Source organism: Formosa agariphila KMM 3901, assembly GCF_000723205.1.
In the GTDB taxonomy this organism is placed as follows: domain Bacteria; phylum Bacteroidota; class Bacteroidia; order Flavobacteriales; family Flavobacteriaceae; genus Formosa; species Formosa agariphila.
In genome coordinates, this window is the sequence record NZ_HG315671.1 from 3,457,868 (window position 1) to 3,476,651 (window position 18,784).

At 30.3% G+C, this 18,784-nt stretch carries 18 protein-coding genes; all 18 read right to left on the reverse strand.

What is annotated here, in order from left to right; translation table 11 throughout:
* Positions 1 to 46 precede the first annotated feature (46 nt).
* On the reverse strand, positions 47 to 1,207 hold the full coding sequence (locus BN863_RS14610; protein WP_038531876.1) for a glycosyltransferase family 4 protein: 1,161 nt from the start codon (positions 1,205 to 1,207) through the stop codon (positions 47 to 49).
* 27 nt (positions 1,208 to 1,234) lie between these two features.
* On the reverse strand, positions 1,235 to 2,485 hold the full coding sequence (locus BN863_RS14615; RefSeq protein WP_148304626.1) for a glycosyltransferase family protein: 1,251 nt from the start codon (positions 2,483 to 2,485) through the stop codon (positions 1,235 to 1,237).
* Between the two features lie 11 nt (positions 2,486 to 2,496).
* Entirely contained in the window at positions 2,497 to 3,762 is a 1,266-nt protein-coding gene (locus BN863_RS14620) for a glycosyltransferase family protein (RefSeq protein ID WP_038531879.1), read from the reverse strand.
* Position 3,763: 1 nt separating this feature from the next.
* On the reverse strand, positions 3,764 to 4,786 hold the full coding sequence (locus BN863_RS14625) for a glycosyltransferase (RefSeq protein ID WP_038533735.1): 1,023 nt from the start codon (positions 4,784 to 4,786) through the stop codon (positions 3,764 to 3,766).
* A 16-nt stretch (positions 4,787 to 4,802) separates the two neighbouring features.
* Positions 4,803 to 5,771, reverse strand: coding sequence for a glycosyltransferase family 2 protein (locus BN863_RS14630; protein WP_038531880.1), 969 nt, complete (start codon positions 5,769 to 5,771; stop codon positions 4,803 to 4,805).
* 29 nt (positions 5,772 to 5,800) lie between these two features.
* Positions 5,801 to 6,841, reverse strand: a complete 1,041-nt coding sequence (locus tag BN863_RS14635; protein ID WP_038531882.1) for a glycosyltransferase family protein — start codon at positions 6,839 to 6,841, stop codon at positions 5,801 to 5,803.
* 12 nt (positions 6,842 to 6,853) lie between these two features.
* Complete coding sequence (locus BN863_RS14640; RefSeq protein ID WP_038531883.1) at positions 6,854 to 7,750, reverse strand: polysaccharide pyruvyl transferase family protein; 897 nt, start codon at positions 7,748 to 7,750, stop codon at positions 6,854 to 6,856.
* Positions 7,750 to 8,592 carry a glycosyltransferase family 2 protein gene (locus BN863_RS18125; protein WP_051774865.1) on the reverse strand — a complete coding sequence of 281 codons (843 nt, stop codon included), beginning with the start codon at positions 8,590 to 8,592 and terminating at the stop codon, positions 7,750 to 7,752. Before BN863_RS18125 ends, BN863_RS14640 begins: the two co-directional genes overlap by 1 nt.
* Positions 8,592 to 9,377: a hypothetical protein gene (locus BN863_RS14650; RefSeq protein ID WP_038531885.1), complete on the reverse strand. Its 786-nt coding sequence runs from the start codon at positions 9,375 to 9,377 to the stop codon at positions 8,592 to 8,594. Before BN863_RS14650 ends, BN863_RS18125 begins: the two co-directional genes overlap by 1 nt.
* Positions 9,378 to 9,386: 9 nt before the next feature.
* Positions 9,387 to 10,412, reverse strand: a complete 1,026-nt coding sequence (locus BN863_RS18130; RefSeq protein ID WP_051774866.1) for a glycosyltransferase family 2 protein — start codon at positions 10,410 to 10,412, stop codon at positions 9,387 to 9,389.
* Positions 10,399 to 11,538, reverse strand: a complete 1,140-nt coding sequence (locus BN863_RS14660; RefSeq protein ID WP_038531886.1) for a glycosyltransferase family 4 protein — start codon at positions 11,536 to 11,538, stop codon at positions 10,399 to 10,401. Before BN863_RS14660 ends, BN863_RS18130 begins: the two co-directional genes overlap by 14 nt.
* Before the next feature lie 3 nt (positions 11,539 to 11,541).
* Entirely contained in the window at positions 11,542 to 12,333 is a 792-nt protein-coding gene (locus BN863_RS14665) for a glycosyltransferase family 2 protein (protein ID WP_051774867.1), read from the reverse strand.
* A 57-nt stretch (positions 12,334 to 12,390) separates the two neighbouring features.
* Positions 12,391 to 13,350: a glycosyltransferase gene (locus tag BN863_RS14670; protein ID WP_038531888.1), complete on the reverse strand. Its 960-nt coding sequence runs from the start codon at positions 13,348 to 13,350 to the stop codon at positions 12,391 to 12,393.
* On the reverse strand, positions 13,350 to 14,033 hold the full coding sequence (locus tag BN863_RS14675) for a sulfotransferase family 2 domain-containing protein (protein WP_038531889.1): 684 nt from the start codon (positions 14,031 to 14,033) through the stop codon (positions 13,350 to 13,352). Before BN863_RS14675 ends, BN863_RS14670 begins: the two co-directional genes overlap by 1 nt.
* 175 nt (positions 14,034 to 14,208) lie before the next feature.
* Complete coding sequence (locus BN863_RS14680) at positions 14,209 to 15,471, reverse strand: ABC transporter ATP-binding protein (RefSeq protein ID WP_038531890.1); 1,263 nt, start codon at positions 15,469 to 15,471, stop codon at positions 14,209 to 14,211.
* Positions 15,472 to 15,497: 26 nt separating this feature from the next.
* Positions 15,498 to 16,358, reverse strand: a complete 861-nt coding sequence (locus BN863_RS14685; RefSeq protein WP_038531891.1) for an ABC transporter permease — start codon at positions 16,356 to 16,358, stop codon at positions 15,498 to 15,500.
* A 6-nt stretch (positions 16,359 to 16,364) separates the two neighbouring features.
* Positions 16,365 to 17,387: an NAD-dependent epimerase/dehydratase family protein gene (locus tag BN863_RS14690; RefSeq protein ID WP_038531892.1), complete on the reverse strand. Its 1,023-nt coding sequence runs from the start codon at positions 17,385 to 17,387 to the stop codon at positions 16,365 to 16,367.
* Positions 17,388 to 17,389: 2 nt separating this feature from the next.
* On the reverse strand, positions 17,390 to 18,781 hold the full coding sequence (locus BN863_RS14695; RefSeq protein WP_038531893.1) for a UDP-glucose 6-dehydrogenase: 1,392 nt from the start codon (positions 18,779 to 18,781) through the stop codon (positions 17,390 to 17,392).
* Positions 18,782 to 18,784 lie beyond the last annotated feature (3 nt).

An 18,784-nucleotide genomic window follows, 5' to 3' on the forward strand; every position in this document is an offset into this window, starting at 1 on the left:
TAATGATTGAATATTTTTTTTATCAATTATAAAAACTAAACAGAATCTAAAAAGCGTCTTCTAAAGCTTCTACAATAGCTGTAAAGTTCCATTTCTCTATATCTTTTTGAGCTACTTCTCCCATCGTTTTTAAATTACTAATTGACAAGGTATTAAATATTTTTATTAAAGCGGGTTCATCGTAGTAGTTAAAAACATACCCATTCTTACCTATTTTCACGACATCTGATGCACAACCAACTTTATTACTTACAATTACCGGTCTAGAAGATGCCATAGCTTCATTTACTGCTAAGCCCCAAGTTTCTCCTGGACCTTTTGATGGTAAACAAAATACATTCCCTAAACGATATAAAATGGGCATTTTACTCTGATTTTGGAAAGGTATAAATTTAATATTAAAATCCGCTTCAGATAATGAAAGTAACTCTTTCTCTAAAGGACCATGTCCTACTAATAACAACTTCAGTGGTTGTTTTAAATATTTATTTGCTTTTTGAACAGTTTTTAACAAAAAATCTGGTTGTTTTTTAGATTCAAATTTTCCTGCAAATAAAATAACTAAATCTTCAGGTTTAAACCCAAGTTCTGCTCTCCATTTTAATGCTAGTTTTTCGTAATCCTTCTCCTCAGAATCATTAAATCTATCGTTATCAATTGCATGTGGGGCTAAAATTAACTGGCTATCCTTTACCCCTACCGATTTGAAATACTTTTTATTTTCTGTCCCGACATAAAAGGCCTTATCTATAAAACCGTAGATATAAGTTAAATAGTACTTTCGTAATACCTGTCTTAATCCAGGGGTATCGTCCAATAATGTCGAATCTCCTCGAAACCAAACAGGAATTTTGCCATTAAAATATTTCATGACCTCTAAATGGCTTTTTAAATACCATCCAAAAACCAAAATAGCATCGGGTTTCCAATTTTCAATTTTGTTATTCAATTCAGGGCAATCAATACCATTTTTATGATGTGTGCCTGGATCCTTAGATATATTCTCTAGGAATTCGAATGCATACCCGTCCAATAATGGTATGTCCCATTTTATAGTTTTACCAAACGTTTTATCTATTACTTCATCTGAAGCTTGAGACCAAGTGTAAAAAACCTTTACTTCTACATTATTACGATCGGCAAGTAATTTAAACCAGGGTGCATAATATTGAATAGGATGAGTCGTAACAATTGCTAATTTTTTCATTTAAAACGATTTGATATATAATGTAGATTAATTAGATAATCCTAATACTTCATCCATTACATCTGCTAAAACTCTAGCCGATTGTTTTGATGAATATTGTTCTATATTTTCTAAAAGTGGATTCCATTCGTTTTCTTTTTGGAATTCTCTTAAAACAAGTTCAATTTTATCGGCAATTTGAGCTTTGTTTTCATTTTCAAAATACTCTACCAAATAGGCTTCTGCTTTTACGTCTTTTATTACTTGTACTGCTTGGCTTTCACCATGTAAAACTGTAAATAAGGGACGTTCGCTTAACAAACACTGATATGTTTTTGACGCTGTATAATGTTTTTCTGTACTTCCAAATAGAAGTACTCGGTCTGCTTTACTTATATAATTTAAGATATTAAGGAAAGGATGACGCTCTCGATCTTCAAATACAATATCTTCTAATCCATAATCTGCAGCATAAGCCGTTATACGTTTAGCAGGATATGGCCCAGTACCTATAAAAAATAAACGGACATTAGAATCCCATTCTGATGTGCTTTTTAAAGCTGCGATAGCTTTAAAGAACGCATCCATAAACATATGCGAATTGGGTAAAAATGCTCCTGCATAAATCCAAGGTTTGCAATTAGGAATATCATCCCATGGCATTTTTAAATGGTCAAGTTCGACTTTATGATCATTAGGATCGAAACCATAAGGCATTCCTGCATGTATTGGCGTTTTTTTAAAGTTGCGCTCAATAACTGGCCAATAATAAGGCGTAGAAACACCTGTAATAAAAGCTGCCTTCTTAACGGCATAAGGCTCTAAATTACTGGCTACCATTTGACTTAATTTAGCACGTGTATCGTTTTGATTTGTAATATCACGTACCCAAGGATCTATATAGTCTATTCCGTACGGAATTCCGGTTTTATCGTGTAGTATACGCCCCAAGATAGCAGTATAAAATGACGGAATAGGAATCCAAATAGCATCTATTTTACGTGTTTTACAAATTTCTAAGGCTTTAGCTTTTAGAAACGGGAAGGCTCTTAAGCCTATATCTCCAATAAGTCTTGGTTTTGTAACATTATACGCTTTGGTATATATTACTTCAATGTCTTTTGATGCCGTTTTTGCAATATGTGGATCTAATGGCTCTTCGTAATATTCGGACTCTACCGTTAATAGTAATGGATGCCAACCGAAAGATTTTAAATAATTACCTATTAATCGTGGTCGTTGAACCCCTGCTAAATTAGCAGGCACCCAATGCGGATATATAATGAGTACTGTTTTCAATTGCTTTAATTTTATAATATTTTTTTCCAAAGACGACGCAATTTTTTTTCTTCAGTGTTCCAACTTAGTTGTTTACCTATTTCAAAACGTTGCTCTTTTTCTCTTTTAATTTCATCATTCCGTTCTAACAATTCTAAAATAGAATTTTCGATTTCATTTACTGTTTGCCCACAGAGAGCACCTAATTCTGTAAATTCATGGAGGAATTGTTTTTGTGCTTTTGTGTCGGTTGCAAGAATGAATAATCCTGCCTGGGCATAAGTAATTATCTTATTAGTTAGACAAATTTGACGATTTAAATCACTAGAGTTAAACTCTAAAGCCAAACCTACATCAAAACGACTTAACCTTTCATGCAATTCTTTTTGAGGTAAAGACGATTCAACATTTACTTTTATTTCACTATTACCTAGTTTTTTTTGAAAATTTTGAATTATATCTGTATTAAATTTCTCGTCTAACTCTCCAATTAAAGTTAAATCCAATTTTACTTGATGTGAATTTAATAATATTTTAGACAATGCTTCAAATAACTCCTCTAAACCACGACCGTAGCCAATTTTTTGGCTAAACCAAACAAATCTTAACGAATCACCCACCTCATCGAAATGAACCTTATTATTTGTTAATTTAAATTCAGTATCGTTAAATCCATTTAGTATAACATCACTATTTGGATGGTCACCAATTAAATCCAAAGTATATTTTCCTATCAGTGGACTTGCAAAAATTAACCCACTAGCTTCGGGAAGAATTGTTTTCATGAGATACTCTCTCCGATTTTTTTCATTTATAGTATCAACAGAGATAGTTTCTCCTGGATGGAAATCTTCTACATCAAAAACAAACGGAATACTCCACTTCTTATTAACATACCAACAAGGGTACATGCTCCCTTCACTATGTCCGATAACTAAATCTACATCTGACAAATTTAGAGTACTCAAGTGCGTTTTTAATATAATTGCAGCTTTATTACTCGCATAAGCATTAACACTTATATTTTTATTTGCTTTTTTATAAATTAATTTTGCACCTTTCTCTAATATTGTTGATTTAAACCAATTAAAAAAAGGATCTCTACCTAATTCTAAGGTAGTAACATTTAAATTATTTGACTTAATAATATCAAAATCTTTGTCTTTCCATGACTTCATTCTATTAACTAATAGAGTATCACAGTGATAATCATCTTTCATTGAAAGAATAGATTTTAAAGCCCTTGGAGTCGTTGATAGGTTGCCCGATAAAATAAAAAGTACCTTCTTTTTTTTCATATTATCCTTTTAACATACTATCAAATAAACTTAAATATTGATTAGAAATAAAATCAAGAGAAAATCTATTTACGCAATCCTGTCTAACTTTTCTACGGTCTATGCTATCTATTTTTTTAACAGCCTCAACCATTTGTTCAACATTATCTACAATGAATCCAGTGTCTTCATCTTTTACAACTTCTGGGACAGAACCTCTTCTAAAACCTATTACAGGCACACCACAAGCCATAGCTTCTGCCATAACTATTCCAAATGGCTCTTCCCATTTAATAGGAAACAAAAATGCCGAAGCCTTCTGTAAATAATTAAGCTTTTGTTCATCATTAACAGGTCCTACATATTCAATTAATTGATTTGAAAGATATGGTTTAATCTCTGTTTCAAAATATTCATCATGTCCTGGCTGAATATTACCTGCAATAATAAGTTTTTGATTGGTTTTAAGTGCTACTTCAATCGCTTCCTTAGTACCTTTAATATCTTCAATTCTACCTAAGAAAAACAAATATTCCGTTTCTAAATTATAATCAGGAACATAATAATCTGTCTCGGTAAAATTATGAATTGGAACAAAAGGTTCTTTATTTTGTAAATTTTTCAACATATGTGCTCCACATGCTGTAAACTTTAATTTATTACCTGCTAACTTATAACCTAGACTAGTCGTTTTTTCACTTATCTCTCTCCCATAGGTCATTACCATAGGAATATTCTTAAACTTCATTACTGGAAACAAATATAATAACCTTGCAAAACTATGAATGATATCCGGATTCTCCTTACTCACTACAGAAAATAATCTCTTCGTATTTAATAATACATTCATTTTTCCTCTCGAATGTTTAGCTGGCCATGCATACATTTTAGTACATAATGCCTTACTATCCTCATGTGCAACTAGAATAACTTCATGATTGTACTTCAAATAGGCCTTTATCAGTCCATCAACTAGACGCTCAACTCCTCCATACAATAAAGGTGGAACTGGTATCTCTGGATCTACTGCTATTAATATTTTCATATTCATTAAATATAATTTATTTCCTTCTTTTTTTCCAATAATACGACATTGATTTCGCGCATTTCCAACCAAATAGATTTTTTACCATTTCAACAATTCTACCTCCTATAGCAGGTTCATAATTACTCCCTCCTAGTTTGTTAGAAGCTCGTATTGCCTGCTCAGAAATATCCTTAAATTCAGGCCAAGCATCAATTGCAAGTTGCTTAAATTGGATTGCTAGTGCACTTCTAGCTTGAGTCCCATGTGTTTTGCCAAACAAGTAAACTTCTTTAAGTTGTGTTGATTTAAGATTACTCGCTAAGTGTACTCGAGACTTACCTGAAGCGATATTATTACCATTTAAAAATTTTCTATAATAGTTTTTAGCAACAGGTACGTACACAATTCCATTACCATTTAATCCTAATCTAGCAAAAAACTCCCCATCTTGATCTTTAGCTAAGCTTTCATTCCACAAACCATGGTTTTCAATGAGTAGTCTAGGTGTCAACCAAGCACTAGTCTGGACCATATTCATAGGTAATTCATTTCCTCCCCAAAGTTTTATAAAAAATTCTTCAGGTTTTGATGTTGAAAAAAGATAGGGCTCATCGGTACATATTCCTGATTCAACTGCATCAATAAAATGAACTGTGTTACAGACTGCTAGGAGATCTTGTCTCCCCTTTAAAGCTTCAACTTGCCTCTCTATTTTATCTAGACTTAAAATATCATCTGCATCCAAAAACTGAATATAGTCTCCTGTACTTAGCTCAAAGCCATAATTCCTCGCGGCACAAGCTCCTTTTCCTTTATTTTTTAATACCTTAATCTTTTGAGACACGTAAGTTAAAGCGAATTCAAATGAACCATCTGTAGAACCATCATCTACAATAACAATTTCAGTATTAATGTATGATTGATTTAAGACAGATTGCAAAGTCTCTCCTAGAAAAGATACTGAATTATATAAAGGAATTATTATAGATACTTTGTCTACCATAAGGTTTGTTAAATTTAAAATTATTTGAATTACTTTTCCTCAAATAACCTAAAATATAAATCGGAATGCATTTTTGCCACATTTTTGATACTCCAAAATTCAATTCCATATTCATAATTCATATCGCCTTTTCCCAAAATCGTAGACTCCTTAGCTTCTTCTAATGCTGAAGATAATGAATTCATTTTTTTTGGACTAAATGACGGATTACCTGTAGTTCTCAGAATTTCTCCAATATTTCCAATACATGGACCTACAACCACTTTTTTAAAAGTAAAAGCAAGTGGAATATTACCAGAATTTAATGTATCCAACCTTGGGATAAAAACAAAATCACTGGCATTCAAGAAAGTTTGAATATCTTTTTCCTCAACATAATCAATATTATTTATTCTATATTTAGAATCAAAATATTTTCGAAATAATAATAACTCATGTTTAAATCTTTTTAACGGTTCCTTTTTCCAACTAAAAAGTTTTGGCCATTTAGATGTCAATAAGGTTTTTTTTCTATGCTTTAGTAATTTAAAAGCGTTAAGTGTTAACTTCAATTCTTCCTTACTTCTAAAATTACCAAAGCAAACCATAACAAATCTATCATCAGAAATTTTTAATTTTTTTCGACTTTCCGCTTTAGAAATACTATTAGGTAAATTTTCGTATAAGGGATGTGAAATAATTACATTTTCAACATTAGGGTATAATGATTTTAACATATTCGATTCACCGAAATGAATTATTACATCTACATAATTATATACAATTTGATAAGCCTTTAATTGATTAACATTTTTAGAATGTGGAAACTCATTATGTTTTGTTACTATAATTTTAGCTCCAATATTTTTCCAATGTGTTAAAGCCGATTCTAATTCTAATAAATTGTTATCAGATGGAATATTCCAATCAAAAATAGCTTCAGGCCATTGTACGTGTATTATATCATATTTTTTCGATTTATCGAAAAAACTCAATGTGGATAATTCATAATCAACCCCTTCAATATTATCTACGATATTTAACAAATAACTATTTTCTTGATTTGGACAAATTGGATATAAAATGTTCATAAAATCAAAAAATTATAAATTGAATTTAATTAATTCTTTTAATTGAATTTCCAGCTCCTCTGTTTTAGTTTCTAATAATTTACTATCACTTAATTGAAAATTATCCGAAGAAATGTTTAGTTCCTTAATTTTACTTATAATTTTATTTTTTTTAATATTATCCAATTTGAATAATTTAACTCTATTTTCAAACTCTCTAATATATCTAGAATATTCTAAATTAATATTCTCATGTTTTAACCCCATAGAATAAAGCCAATCAGACCATTTGAATTCTGAAACATAATTTTGTTCGTGCAGATGAGAAAAACATTTAAACCTAAGCCATGGTACCCTCAAAGCATCTGCTATAATAGCACCGTGCATAGCTTCCGTCATAAGACATTTAGACTGCTTAATCTGAAGCATAATTTTTTCTACATCGGGTTCAGAAGGGTCTATAAAGTGATAGCCTAACTCGTCGCAAATAGCCTTCCAATTCACTTGGTTCAAAGATCTAAAATGAGGCATAAATGAAATATCGTATTTTTTATCAGCTTTTAACTGTTTATAAAAAGGTGTTTTCAATATTAAATAACCAGGATCCGTTATATACTTAATTTCTTTTTTCAAAGAACTTTGAATACAGGCAGAAGACAGTGGTCCTCTTACAAAATGAAAATCCCAACTATAATCAAATTGAGGCACTTTATTAATAAATCTTATTCCTGACCCCAACACAATTTTTTTTAAATCTTTATTACCAAGGTTATGATCATTAATAAAAGCTTCAGACAAAATAGTGCCTATAAATAATATATAAACATTACTATTGCCTGTTTTATAATTAGGCATTAAATGATTAAAAATATAAGGGTTTAAATCATCTCCAAAATTTGGGATATCTCCTTTAAAATAACATAAGTTCATTATATTGAATTGTTTTTGGCCTTAAACATCTGAATTGATTTTTTAATAGAATGATGTTTAGCTGCACTAAGTATTGATCGATTAATTTTTTTATTTATAAGTAAAATAGCTTCTTTTTTTTCCGCATTTTCTAAAGGACAATCCTTGGCATTTAAATGCTCTAAGCTATTTAATAAATATTTAAAAGGCACATAAGGATCCGTTCTATTATCGTTCATCTGTTGATCGTCATGTTCTCTATGCCAAACAATACCTGGAGGCATTAAAACCACTGTACCTTTTTTAGAAAGAATATGCCAAAGTTCATAATCTCCTAAATGCTGCTTACCGCTAAAACCACCCACAGACAAAAATGCATCTCTATTAATAATTGCTGAAAGCGGAGCCCTTTCAAATATCGGAACTTGAAAATAATGTTTTTCATATGCTAATTTAGGAGAAAGTTGATATGGGTAAATTTTATTTTTATCCTGTTTTATAGAACATAAACCATAACTAGAATTAGGAAATTGTTCCATATAATAAACCAATTGTTCCAAACCGTGAGGGTAAATTAAATCATCAGCATCTACATATTTCAAATATTTACCTTTTGCCAACGATGCAGCATGATTACGATTGGGATAATCTCCTAAATTTTTTTCATTTACAAAGACTTTTATTCGATTATCCAGCTTCTCAAATGTCTTCGCTATTTTTACTGATTTATCCTTAGATCCATCATCAACAAGAATAAGTTCAAAATTATGGTAAGTAGATGCTAATACTGATTCTATTGCTTCTGCAATATATTTTTCTCTATTATAAACCGTCATTAATACGGAGACGAGGGGTTTATTCATTATATTTTATTTAAAATCAACTTTAATTCTTCGTAATTTTCAATAGAATCTTCTAAGTTTTCGGTATTCATATTACTTACATTAGCCTTAACGGGAAATGAATCCACTCCAATATAATCAAATATTTTATCACAAACTGATTGATGATTCTCACTAACTAACAATTCCTTTTCATAAGAAACTGATATATGCGGCATATTAATTAAACATTCCTTCTCCATCTCTGAAAACTTTCTTCTCCAGAGCAAAATTTTTTTAAACTGAATGGGGTCTATATATAACTTATCATTTGATACTTTTTGAGGAATCTCATTTTTATCTAAGTACCATCTACCTAAACTAAAAGCTTTAAATGAAGATACATTATGAGACATTTCATCTTCTCTATATAAAAAAATAAATTTCCATCCTTTTTTATGCAACCGCTGTAAAACGTTTTTAACTTTTTTTATTTTTTGATCGGTGTATAATTGATACACTTTGACTTTAAAACCATATACATGATAGGGTAATGTAATAGGCTTTCTAGAGTTACTTTCAACAAATAAACATGGATATAAAAATAATGGAGATGTTTTTTGCCCAAATATTTCTTGATCGCAAAAAATATTAAGATGTTGATTTAATAATTTTGTTAATAATGTACTACCCGTACGCCCCTGGCCAAACACAATAAATTTTACTTTCTTTTCAGAGTCTTTTTTCAAAGCATGCCTATAATGATACCAATGAGTTAATATAGCTTTAGGCCCTTTCTCTTTTAATAAATAATAAAATCTTTGCATATTAGCTTTTTAGTTAAAAATGTCTTTATACTTCGATCTGTAATTTAATTTGAATCCTTTATAATATCCTGGATATAAAACATCTATACTCTTGTTACAAATACGGTAAAGAATATTTAATTTATTTTTAAGCGCATAATACATGATACTAATTACTATATCCCATTCCTTTTTTATCGTCTTAGGAAAAAGTTTATTTAAGTTTTTAAATTCTTCAACTATTTTATAATCGACACTATTTTTTAAACAGCTTAAAGTATCTCGAACCAAATATTTATGAAGAGCTAAAAAGTGGGACTCTTCTTTTAATTTATATATTAATTTCTCTATTAATGGTATTCTATTCATATATTTCTTATATGAATAATGACCTTCACTAATCCTTGCTTTATCTTTTTGATCGCGGCGTACAAAATAATCTGGAGCCGATTCTTCCTTTAAGAAATTACAATCATTTAACAGAACATTAATATGGAATTCCCAGTCTTGAGAACTTGCAACCTCTTCTTCCCATCTTAAATTATAATTTATTAGAAAGTCTCTTTTCCAAATTGGACCTGTTGTTTGCCAAACAATATCACCTCTTAAAAATCTAATAAGATCATCCTCTGCAGTAAATTTATTCCAAAGAATATTGGAATCTTCTATTTTCTCAGAAAAAAAAGCACCTTGAAAAACCATGAAATCTAATTTGGGATTTTGTTTATAATTTTCAATTCTGTTTGATAAACATTCAGGAATAAACAAATCGTCTGAATCTAAAAAAATAACATAATCCCCACTAGCCTCTTCCAGACCAATATTCCTACATGTTGGTGCCCCTTTTATAGAGGAATACTCTTCTCTAAATATAGATTTAATTCTTGAGTCTTTTATAGACCAATCTTTTAACACACTCCTGCTATTGTCTGTCGAACCATCATCAACTGCTAATACTTCCCAATTTTCATATGTTTGGTTCCGAATTGAGTTTATAGTTTCAGTAATAACAAGCTCCCTATTAAAAACAGGAATTATAATACTAACTTTTTTCATCTATTGATAGAATTTCTTGAAACCATTTATACTCCTTCTCTAAACTAAAGCATTCCTCAATATGCAATTTTGCATTCTTACCGTGCTGTACTAGTAATTCCTTATTGTTATAATATTGTAAAAAATAGTCAGCTTGTTCTTCCACATTAAAAGGCTCAAACAAGTAGCCTGTTTTACCATGTAATATAGTCTCTACAGGCCCCCCTGATGCTCCCGTAATTACAGGTATACCAAAACTCATAGCTTCTAAAATAGATACTCCAAAAGCTTCTTCTTGATTCGATAATTGACCTAAGCAATTATGTGCTACAAAAATAGAAGCTTTTTTATATAATGTTTGAGCTGTTTCATAATCTACAGCACCTAATATCTCAATATTATTTTTAAATTTAGAATCTAAACGCATTAATTCTAATGTTGCTCTTAGCGGCCCATCTCCTGCAAAAATTAATTTAGCCTTCATTCCCTTTTTACTAGCAAATTCAAAAGCCTTAATCACCATATGTGGCCCTTTAAAATCTACTAAGCGACCTAAATATAAAATAGTAAATTCATTAGGTAAATTTCTTTCAATATTTTGTTCTACTCCAAAATATTTTGTTCTAATTTTATTAACAGGGACCCCAATAGATTGTAATTTATTAGAAGTACTAATAGAATTTGCAATAAAATAAACATCTTTAGATAATTCTACAACTTGAGTTTTGTAACTTTCTTTAAAATAAGATTCATTTGGGTTACTATTTGTTTTTAAATCCCAAGTGATATCATAGCCATGACAATATACAAACACATTTTTCTTAGTTTTATGAATTATTTCCTTGAAGTTCAAAGAAAAATCTATAAAATGGAAAATAATAGAGTTGGCTTTCGATTTTGTTAAAATATCTTCTAATTGTTCACGTTTAAAATCTGAAATATCCTTCTTAAAAAGTTTTGATAAAATTTTATACTTTAATTCATACTCCAAAGCAAGACTAGTTATAGGAATACCTTCTACTGTCTTCATAGGACATAAACCTAAAACCACAACGCGCTCAACACTATTTCCTAGTAACTGAATTTGTCGTTTCAACCAATGCTCAGATTTAATGCCTAAGGCTCTTACTACAATAATAGTCTTCAAAACTTATCTTAAATTTGGATATTTATATTCTACGTACTGAATTAAATTTCGCTTTATAAAATTACCAAAAGGTAATTTTATAACTTTTGGATTAAAAACGTATTTTCTTAAAGCCTTTTGTTCCTTCTTACTGAAGTATGTGTCTCTAATTTTAGGAATTTCTTTCTTACTATAAGTGTTATATTGCGTAGCGCTTAGGCCACCTAGCATATAATTTGCTACAACAATATTTGTATTTACAATTTTTGGATTCGTAAACATTGTCCTTAATAACCAATCGTAGTCTGCTTTAATTTTATAATCTAGATTAAAAGCATTGTTTTCAAACAATGTACGTTTGCAAAAAAGGGCCTGATGACAAACCATTTTATCAAACAGATTTATTTTATTTAATTTTTGTTTTAATCTAATCTTTGAGATACCAGTCTCTTCAGATATATCGTTTATATTTCCAAAAATAATTTTAGGCTCATTTTTTATAATCTCTTCATTAATATCTTGTAAGACATTATCAGAATAAAATGTATCACCTGAGTTAAGAAAATAGATAAATTCACCTTTACATTTCTGAAGCCCTTTATTCATTGCATCATAAACACCTTTATCAGGTTCACTAACCCAATAATCAATAAGATCGTTATTATCTTTAATTACACCTATACTTCCATCTTTACTACCTCCATCTATGACGATGAATTCAAAATTTTTATAACCTTGATTTGCTAAACTAATAATAGAATTCTTCAAACCTATTTCATCGTTATAATTTATAGTGACAATCGAAAATCTTAACATTTAATCTTTTTATTTTTATAATTACATCAATCCAAACTTAGATAAAAATTAAAATAATTAATTTTTATTCACCTGATTGTAAACCCTGAACATTTCATATATAGTAGGATGCACCTTATATAAATTTCCTAACTTTATTTGGCCTAAGATTTTAGAAAATTCATCTTTTTTCAGAACCCCTCTTAAGGATTGATATATCCCAACAAGAACCGAATAATAAGAACTCTTAGATTCTTTAATCTTTACATTTTCGATAAAAACATTATAAAGTCTAAGAGTTTTACTTGCATCAAAATGTCCTTGATACAATTTATCTACATAATCGTCTGTTAACCTTTTTTGAATGATAAAATGTTTAAATTTTAATTCTTCTAAATACCACAGTTTATAGCCCATTAATATTACCCATTTAGAAAGCTCACTATCGTCTCCAGAACTAATTTTACTTCCCGACCTACCAACTAACAGGGAATTAAAACCTGCCTTATATAACTCTAGAATAATAGATTTTCTAATTACAACACCAGCCCCCCATAAACCACCTCTTTTTGTTATATCTCCACTATTTTTCTGTTGCTGTCCGACTGCATAACCAGAGGCCTTTTCTTTCCACCAGGCTGGTTCATCTCCTTCTAAAACCCCAAATGACTGACCTCCTAATGCGCCTACTTCTGGATTGTCTCTCATAAATTTGTAAGAAATCGAAAGGTAATTTTCATCTAACCAATTATCATCATCACAATAAATTAAAATATCTGCTGAAGAATTTAAAACACCTGTTTTTCTAGCATAAGCTAAACCAGGTTCCGATTCTTTAACTATTTTTAAATTAATGACCGTATTATATCTATCCCAAATTTTCCTTGCAGTTTCACTAGTGTTATCTTTAGAATTATTATCCACTAGAATTACCTCATAATTGAAATCATTAATTCCTTTTTGATTTGCGACATGAAAAAGCGTCTCCTTGAGTAAACTTTCACTATTATAGCAACATATAATTACTGAAATATCCATTAAAATTGATAATTAAAAATTTCTAAATCTTCCTTATATACATCTTCTAAAATTTCTCGCGTTGAATTAGTAATTAATTTTTTATAATCTAATTTATTTTCTGAAGACGCATTTATTCTTTTTACTATACTAGAATTTTTTAATCCAGTAATTTGAGAAATATTTCTCATATTAAACTCCAAATCTTCAAGCCTACCTAGGTATTTAACATTTATCTTATCATTCTCATCTTTTAACCAAAAATTTTGTGGATTCCATTGTATGTGCGGAGGATTATGAATTAATTTTCCTTCTTTCAATAAAATAGCAGCTTCCTCAATACTTTTTGTTTTTAAAAGTTCATAGTCCATGTGATTCCCATATATTGCTTTATCGGGACTAATATTATTATGATAATAACTAACTTCCATTCTAGCATAATTATATAAAGAAATAAACCTACTAAAAGGATTTCTTACAAAAGCTAAGGAAAACATTGAATCATATTTTTCTTGTCCTAATATTTTTATATATTCCTTTGCAGTCCTATGTTTAGAGTCTTTTAATCCTAAACTATTATATATTGAAGTCCCTGCATTCTTAGGTATATGAATAAAAATTAAATTTTTATCTATAGAAATATTTGGGATATTTGGAATATTTAAATTCTGTTCCTTATTAAATATTGATTTAATAGACTTCATAAATTACTTCATTTTTTAATATAATTTTGCTAATTCCATAATACTTATTGCAAATTATTACATCTAATTCACATAATAACACTTGTATTTATTAGAGTATTTTCTTTACACTTGTATTTAAATACTTAGCATACTAGTTTAATTCCTAAAATAGTTTCTAATTTTTATAGGTGAACTAAATTTCAAAATAATGTTCTACAAAAACTCCATCTTTTTTAATAGGAACAAAACCTGTATTAAAAAAGTTTCCTTTGTCTACAAATAATTTCATAGCCCCTTCTATATCATCTTCTGTACCATCTTCGGAATATGCTGAAAGTTGTATAAAATATTCTCCTTCAGGTAACGGCAATTTTGGTATTATAAAGTTAAATTCACCTCCTTCACTAATATTTAACCTATTAGCACAGTATGCATTGTTACATAAAAATAAATCTTGTCCATCTATATTAGAAAACACAACTCTAAAAGCAACACTTCTCAATGGTTTTTTCAGTGTAAACGATATTTTTAGTTTTATTGTACCTCCACTTATAGCGTGTTCTATAACTTCATCATTATTATTCAGAAGTTCAATATTAGTATGACGAAGATTTTTCCCATTCTCTCTGTCATTTCTTTCATTAAGGTTAGTAAAAACTTTTTTCCTACTATCAGTTAAATAATAATTAATACCTTCTTCTGTATTCCCCCAAAATGCAAATTTACCATCCTTTAAAACTAATACTTTCGTACATAAATTTTGTATGGAAGCCATATTGTGACTTACAAAGAGTACTGTTCTTCCTCCCTGTGAAGAAACATTCTTCATTTTACCAATTGCTTTTTTCTGAAACTCGGCATCTCCAACAGCTAAAACTTCATCTACTATCAAAATCTCCGGTTCTAAATGAGCAGCAACAGCAAAAGCCAGCCTCACATACATCCCTGAGGAATACCGTTTTACGGGCGTATCTATATACCTCTGACAACCTGCAAAATCTACAATCTCATCAAATTTAGAGCGAATTTCCTGTTTTGACATACCCATAATAGCTCCATTTAAAAACACATTTTCACGACCTGTCAATTCTGGGTGAAAACCAGTTCCTACTTCTAATAATGAAGCTATACGTCCTTTAGCTTTAATACTTCCTGTGGTTGGGGCAGTAACACGACTTAACAATTTTAATAAAGTAGACTTTCCTGCTCCATTTTTACCAATGATACCTAAAACTTCACCTGGCTTCACTTCAAAGTTTATGTCTTTCATTGCCCAAACATAATCTGAACTCCCCTTACTTGTTCTGTCATTAGACTCCCCTATCTTTAAATATGGATCTTCTTTACCTCTAACGGTATGCCACCAACGGTTAACGTCGTGTGAGAATGTACCTGTTCCTACAGATCCTAAACGGTATTGTTTACTTAAATTTTCAACTTTTATTGCGGGTTTCATTTTTTTTATTTTAAATTTCAATCTAATTACACCGTATCCATAAAGCTTTTTTCAACTTTATTAAACGTAATCATTCCTAATACCAATACAATAATCATAACGATAAAACTATAAGCCAAACCTATCCAACTAAAATTCCCGACACCTAAGAAAGCATATCGAAAGGTTTCAATTATTGAACTCATTGGGTTTGCCATTATAACGAGTTTCATTTTACCTTCTATAGAACTTGCGGGATATATAACTGGTGTAGCGTACATTCCTAATTGTATAATAAAACCCAATAGAAATGTAAAATCACGATATTTAGTAGTCAAAGATGTTATAATCAGTCCTAATCCTAAGGCTATTCCTGCGGTCATTATAATTAATAGAGGTGTTAAGAGCATTAAAACATTTGGTTTTATTGGTGCGTCGGTAAAAATTAGAAAATATGCGAATACAACAATAAATAACATAAATTGCACACCAAATGTTAATAATTTAGATATAACAACACTAACAGGGGAGATAATACGTGGAAAATAAACTTTACCAAAAACTCCTTTATTAGTAGCAAATGTATTCGAGGTCGTAGATAGAGCTGCTGCAAAATAATTCCATAATACAATTCCCGACAAATAAAATACAGCTTGCGGCATACCATCTGTACTCATTTTAGCAATACCACCAAATACAACCATAAACATAATTGTGGTTAAAATTGGCTGTATGAAAAACCATAATGGCCCAAAAATTGTTTGCTTATAAACTGCTACAAAGTCACGACGTACAAACAAAGTTAATAAATCGCGATAGCGCCAAACTTCTTTTAAATTAAAATCTAATAATTTAGATTTAGGATAAATCTCAATATCCCAATCTTCTTTTTCTATTGTATTTTGCATTTTTAATTAATTATAATAAGTGTTATACCAATTTACAAAAGCTTCGACACCTTCTTTAACATTGGTTCTAGGCATATATTTATATTGATTTTGTAGAGCTTTAACATCTGCATAAGTTTGTTTTACATCTCCTGCCTGCATAGGAAGCATTTCTTTCTTTGCTTTCTTATTTAAAGCTTCTTCTATCGCGATAATATAATCTAGTAATTTAACAGGCTTACTATTGCCTATATTATACAATTTATATAATGAACTTCTATCTGAAGTCTCAGATAATGTAGCAATTACTCCTGATACAATATCATCTATGAATGTAAAATCTCTAGATAATTCCCCATTATTAAAAACTTTGATTGGTCTATCATTAATTATGGCATCTGTAAATAAGTGCATCGCCATATCTGGACGCCCCCAAGGGCCATAAACTGTGAAGAAGCGTAAACCTATAGTTTCAAAACCGTAAAGATGACTATATGTATGAGCCATTAATTCATTAGCTTTTTTTGTGGCAGCATATAAACTAATCGGGTGATCTACATTAGCTGTTTCTTTAAATGGCACTTCGTCACTATTCCCATAAACACTTGAACTACTAGCGTACACTAGTCGCTTAATTTTATTTTGTCGACAACACTCTAAAATGTTTAAAAAACCTATTAAGTTACTATCAGCATAAGCATTTGGATTTTCTAAAGAGTAACGGACTCCTGCTTGCGCAGCTAAATTACAAACTATATCAATTGAATTAGACTCAAACAAACTTGGTAATGCTTCTCGATCTTCTAAATTCATTTTAATGAATTGCATACGCTCTCCAAAACTATTACTTAATGTAAGGTTCAATTCCTTTTCAGCTTGATTTCTCTGAATACCTAGTTCAGCTAACCGTGCATATTTTAGATCCACATCATAATAATCATTGATGTTATCAAGACCAATTACGCTATGCCCAAGCTCTAAAAGTTGCTTAGATACATGAAATCCTATGAAGCCTGCTGCTCCAGTTACTAAAATGGTTTTTGATTCCATAATTATTGTCCGATTACATAAACTTGAAAACCTATTTGTTCTAAAGCAGGTTTGTCTAGTACACTACGACCATCAAAAACAAAAGCAGGTTTTTGCATGTTATCATATATTTTTTGCCAATCGTACCCTTTAAATTCATCCCATTCTGTTAATACAGCTATAGCATGAGCATCATTTAATGCTTCATAAGGATTTTTAACTACCGTTAAGCCTTTTTCGTTAGACGATGAATCTCTTGTTTGCAAATAGTCTAAATCACCATACATTTGTTCCGCAGTAACTTTAGGATCATAAGCAACAATATTAGCTTGCTCGTCTAGTAAAATATCAGCGACATAAATAGCAGCAGACTCTCTAGTATCATTTGTGTCTTTTTTGAATGCCCAACCTAAGAATGCAATTTTCTTTCCTGATACGGTATTATATAACGTTTTCACCATATTTTTAGCAAAACGATGCTTTTGGTGATCATTCATTATAATGACTTGTTCCCAATAATCGGCAACGGCATCTAAGCCATAAGACTTAGCAATATATACCAAGTTTAAAATATCCTTTTGAAAACAAGAGCCTCCAAAACCAACTGAGGCTTTTAAGAATTTAGGACCGATACGACTATCTTTTCCAATGGCATTTGCAACTTCATTAACATCTGCTCCTGTAACTTCACATAATTCAGATAACGAATTTATTGAAGACACACGTTGTGCTAAAAATGCATTAGCTGTTAATTTTGATAATTCAGATGACCAAAGGTTCGTAGTAATTATATTTTCTCTTGCCACCCAACTTCCATAAACGTTGACTAAAGCATCTATAGCTTCTAAACCTTCTGGTGTTTGTTCTCCTCCAATAAGCACTCGATCTGGCGCCATCAAATCTTCAACAGCAGTTCCTTCGGCTAAAAATTCTGGATTTGATAAAATTTGAAAATTAACATCGTTACCTGTGTTGTCTAAAATATTCTTAATTGCTTGAGCTGTACGAACCGGTAATGTAGATTTTTCAACTATAATTTTATCATTTGTAGATACCCTAGCAATTTGACGTGCACATAATTCAATATATTTTAAATCTGCTGCCATTCCTTTTCCAACACCATAAGTTTTGGTTGGAGTATTAACAGAAATAAATATCATTTCGGCTTCATCGATAGCTTTATCTACCTCAGTTGAGAAGAACAAGTTTCTTCCACGAGCTTCTCCAACAACTTTATCTAGACCAGGTTCATAAATAGGTAAATTATCTAAATTACTATCATTCCACGCAGCTATACGTTTTTCATTTAAATCAACTACAGTAACTTTAATTCCTGGGTTTTTTTGAGCGATTACCGCCATTGTAGGGCCTCCAACATACCCCGCACCGATACAACAAATGTTTTTAATTTTCATTCT

Excerpts from the sequence above, each read along its gene's own strand:
- BN863_RS14610 (WP_038531876.1), bottom strand. The coding sequence starts at position 1,207 with ATGAAAAAATTAGCAATTGTTACGACTCATCCTATTCAATATTATGCA.
- BN863_RS14620 (WP_038531879.1), bottom strand. The coding sequence starts at position 3,762 with ATGAAAAAAAAGAAGGTACTTTTTATTTTATCGGGCAACCTATCAACG.
- BN863_RS14625 (WP_038533735.1), bottom strand. The coding sequence starts at position 4,786 with ATGAAAATATTAATAGCAGTAGATCCAGAGATACCAGTTCCACCTTTA.
- BN863_RS14630 (WP_038531880.1), bottom strand. The coding sequence starts at position 5,771 with ATGGTAGACAAAGTATCTATAATAATTCCTTTATATAATTCAGTATCT.
- BN863_RS14635 (WP_038531882.1), bottom strand. The coding sequence starts at position 6,841 with ATGAACATTTTATATCCAATTTGTCCAAATCAAGAAAATAGTTATTTG.
- BN863_RS14640 (WP_038531883.1), bottom strand. The coding sequence starts at position 7,750 with ATGAACTTATGTTATTTTAAAGGAGATATCCCAAATTTTGGAGATGAT.
- BN863_RS18125 (WP_051774865.1), bottom strand. The coding sequence starts at position 8,592 with ATGAATAAACCCCTCGTCTCCGTATTAATGACGGTTTATAATAGAGAA.
- BN863_RS14650 (WP_038531885.1), bottom strand. The coding sequence starts at position 9,377 with ATGCAAAGATTTTATTATTTATTAAAAGAGAAAGGGCCTAAAGCTATA.
- BN863_RS18130 (WP_051774866.1), bottom strand. The coding sequence starts at position 10,412 with ATGAAAAAAGTTAGTATTATAATTCCTGTTTTTAATAGGGAGCTTGTT.
- BN863_RS14665 (WP_051774867.1), bottom strand. The coding sequence starts at position 12,333 with ATGTTAAGATTTTCGATTGTCACTATAAATTATAACGATGAAATAGGT.
- BN863_RS14670 (WP_038531888.1), bottom strand. The coding sequence starts at position 13,350 with ATGGATATTTCAGTAATTATATGTTGCTATAATAGTGAAAGTTTACTC.
- BN863_RS14675 (WP_038531889.1), bottom strand. The coding sequence starts at position 14,033 with ATGAAGTCTATTAAATCAATATTTAATAAGGAACAGAATTTAAATATT.
- BN863_RS14680 (WP_038531890.1), bottom strand. The coding sequence starts at position 15,471 with ATGAAACCCGCAATAAAAGTTGAAAATTTAAGTAAACAATACCGTTTA.
- BN863_RS14685 (WP_038531891.1), bottom strand. The coding sequence starts at position 16,358 with ATGCAAAATACAATAGAAAAAGAAGATTGGGATATTGAGATTTATCCT.
- BN863_RS14690 (WP_038531892.1), bottom strand. The coding sequence starts at position 17,387 with ATGGAATCAAAAACCATTTTAGTAACTGGAGCAGCAGGCTTCATAGGA.
- BN863_RS14695 (WP_038531893.1), bottom strand. The coding sequence starts at position 18,781 with ATGAAAATTAAAAACATTTGTTGTATCGGTGCGGGGTATGTTGGAGGC.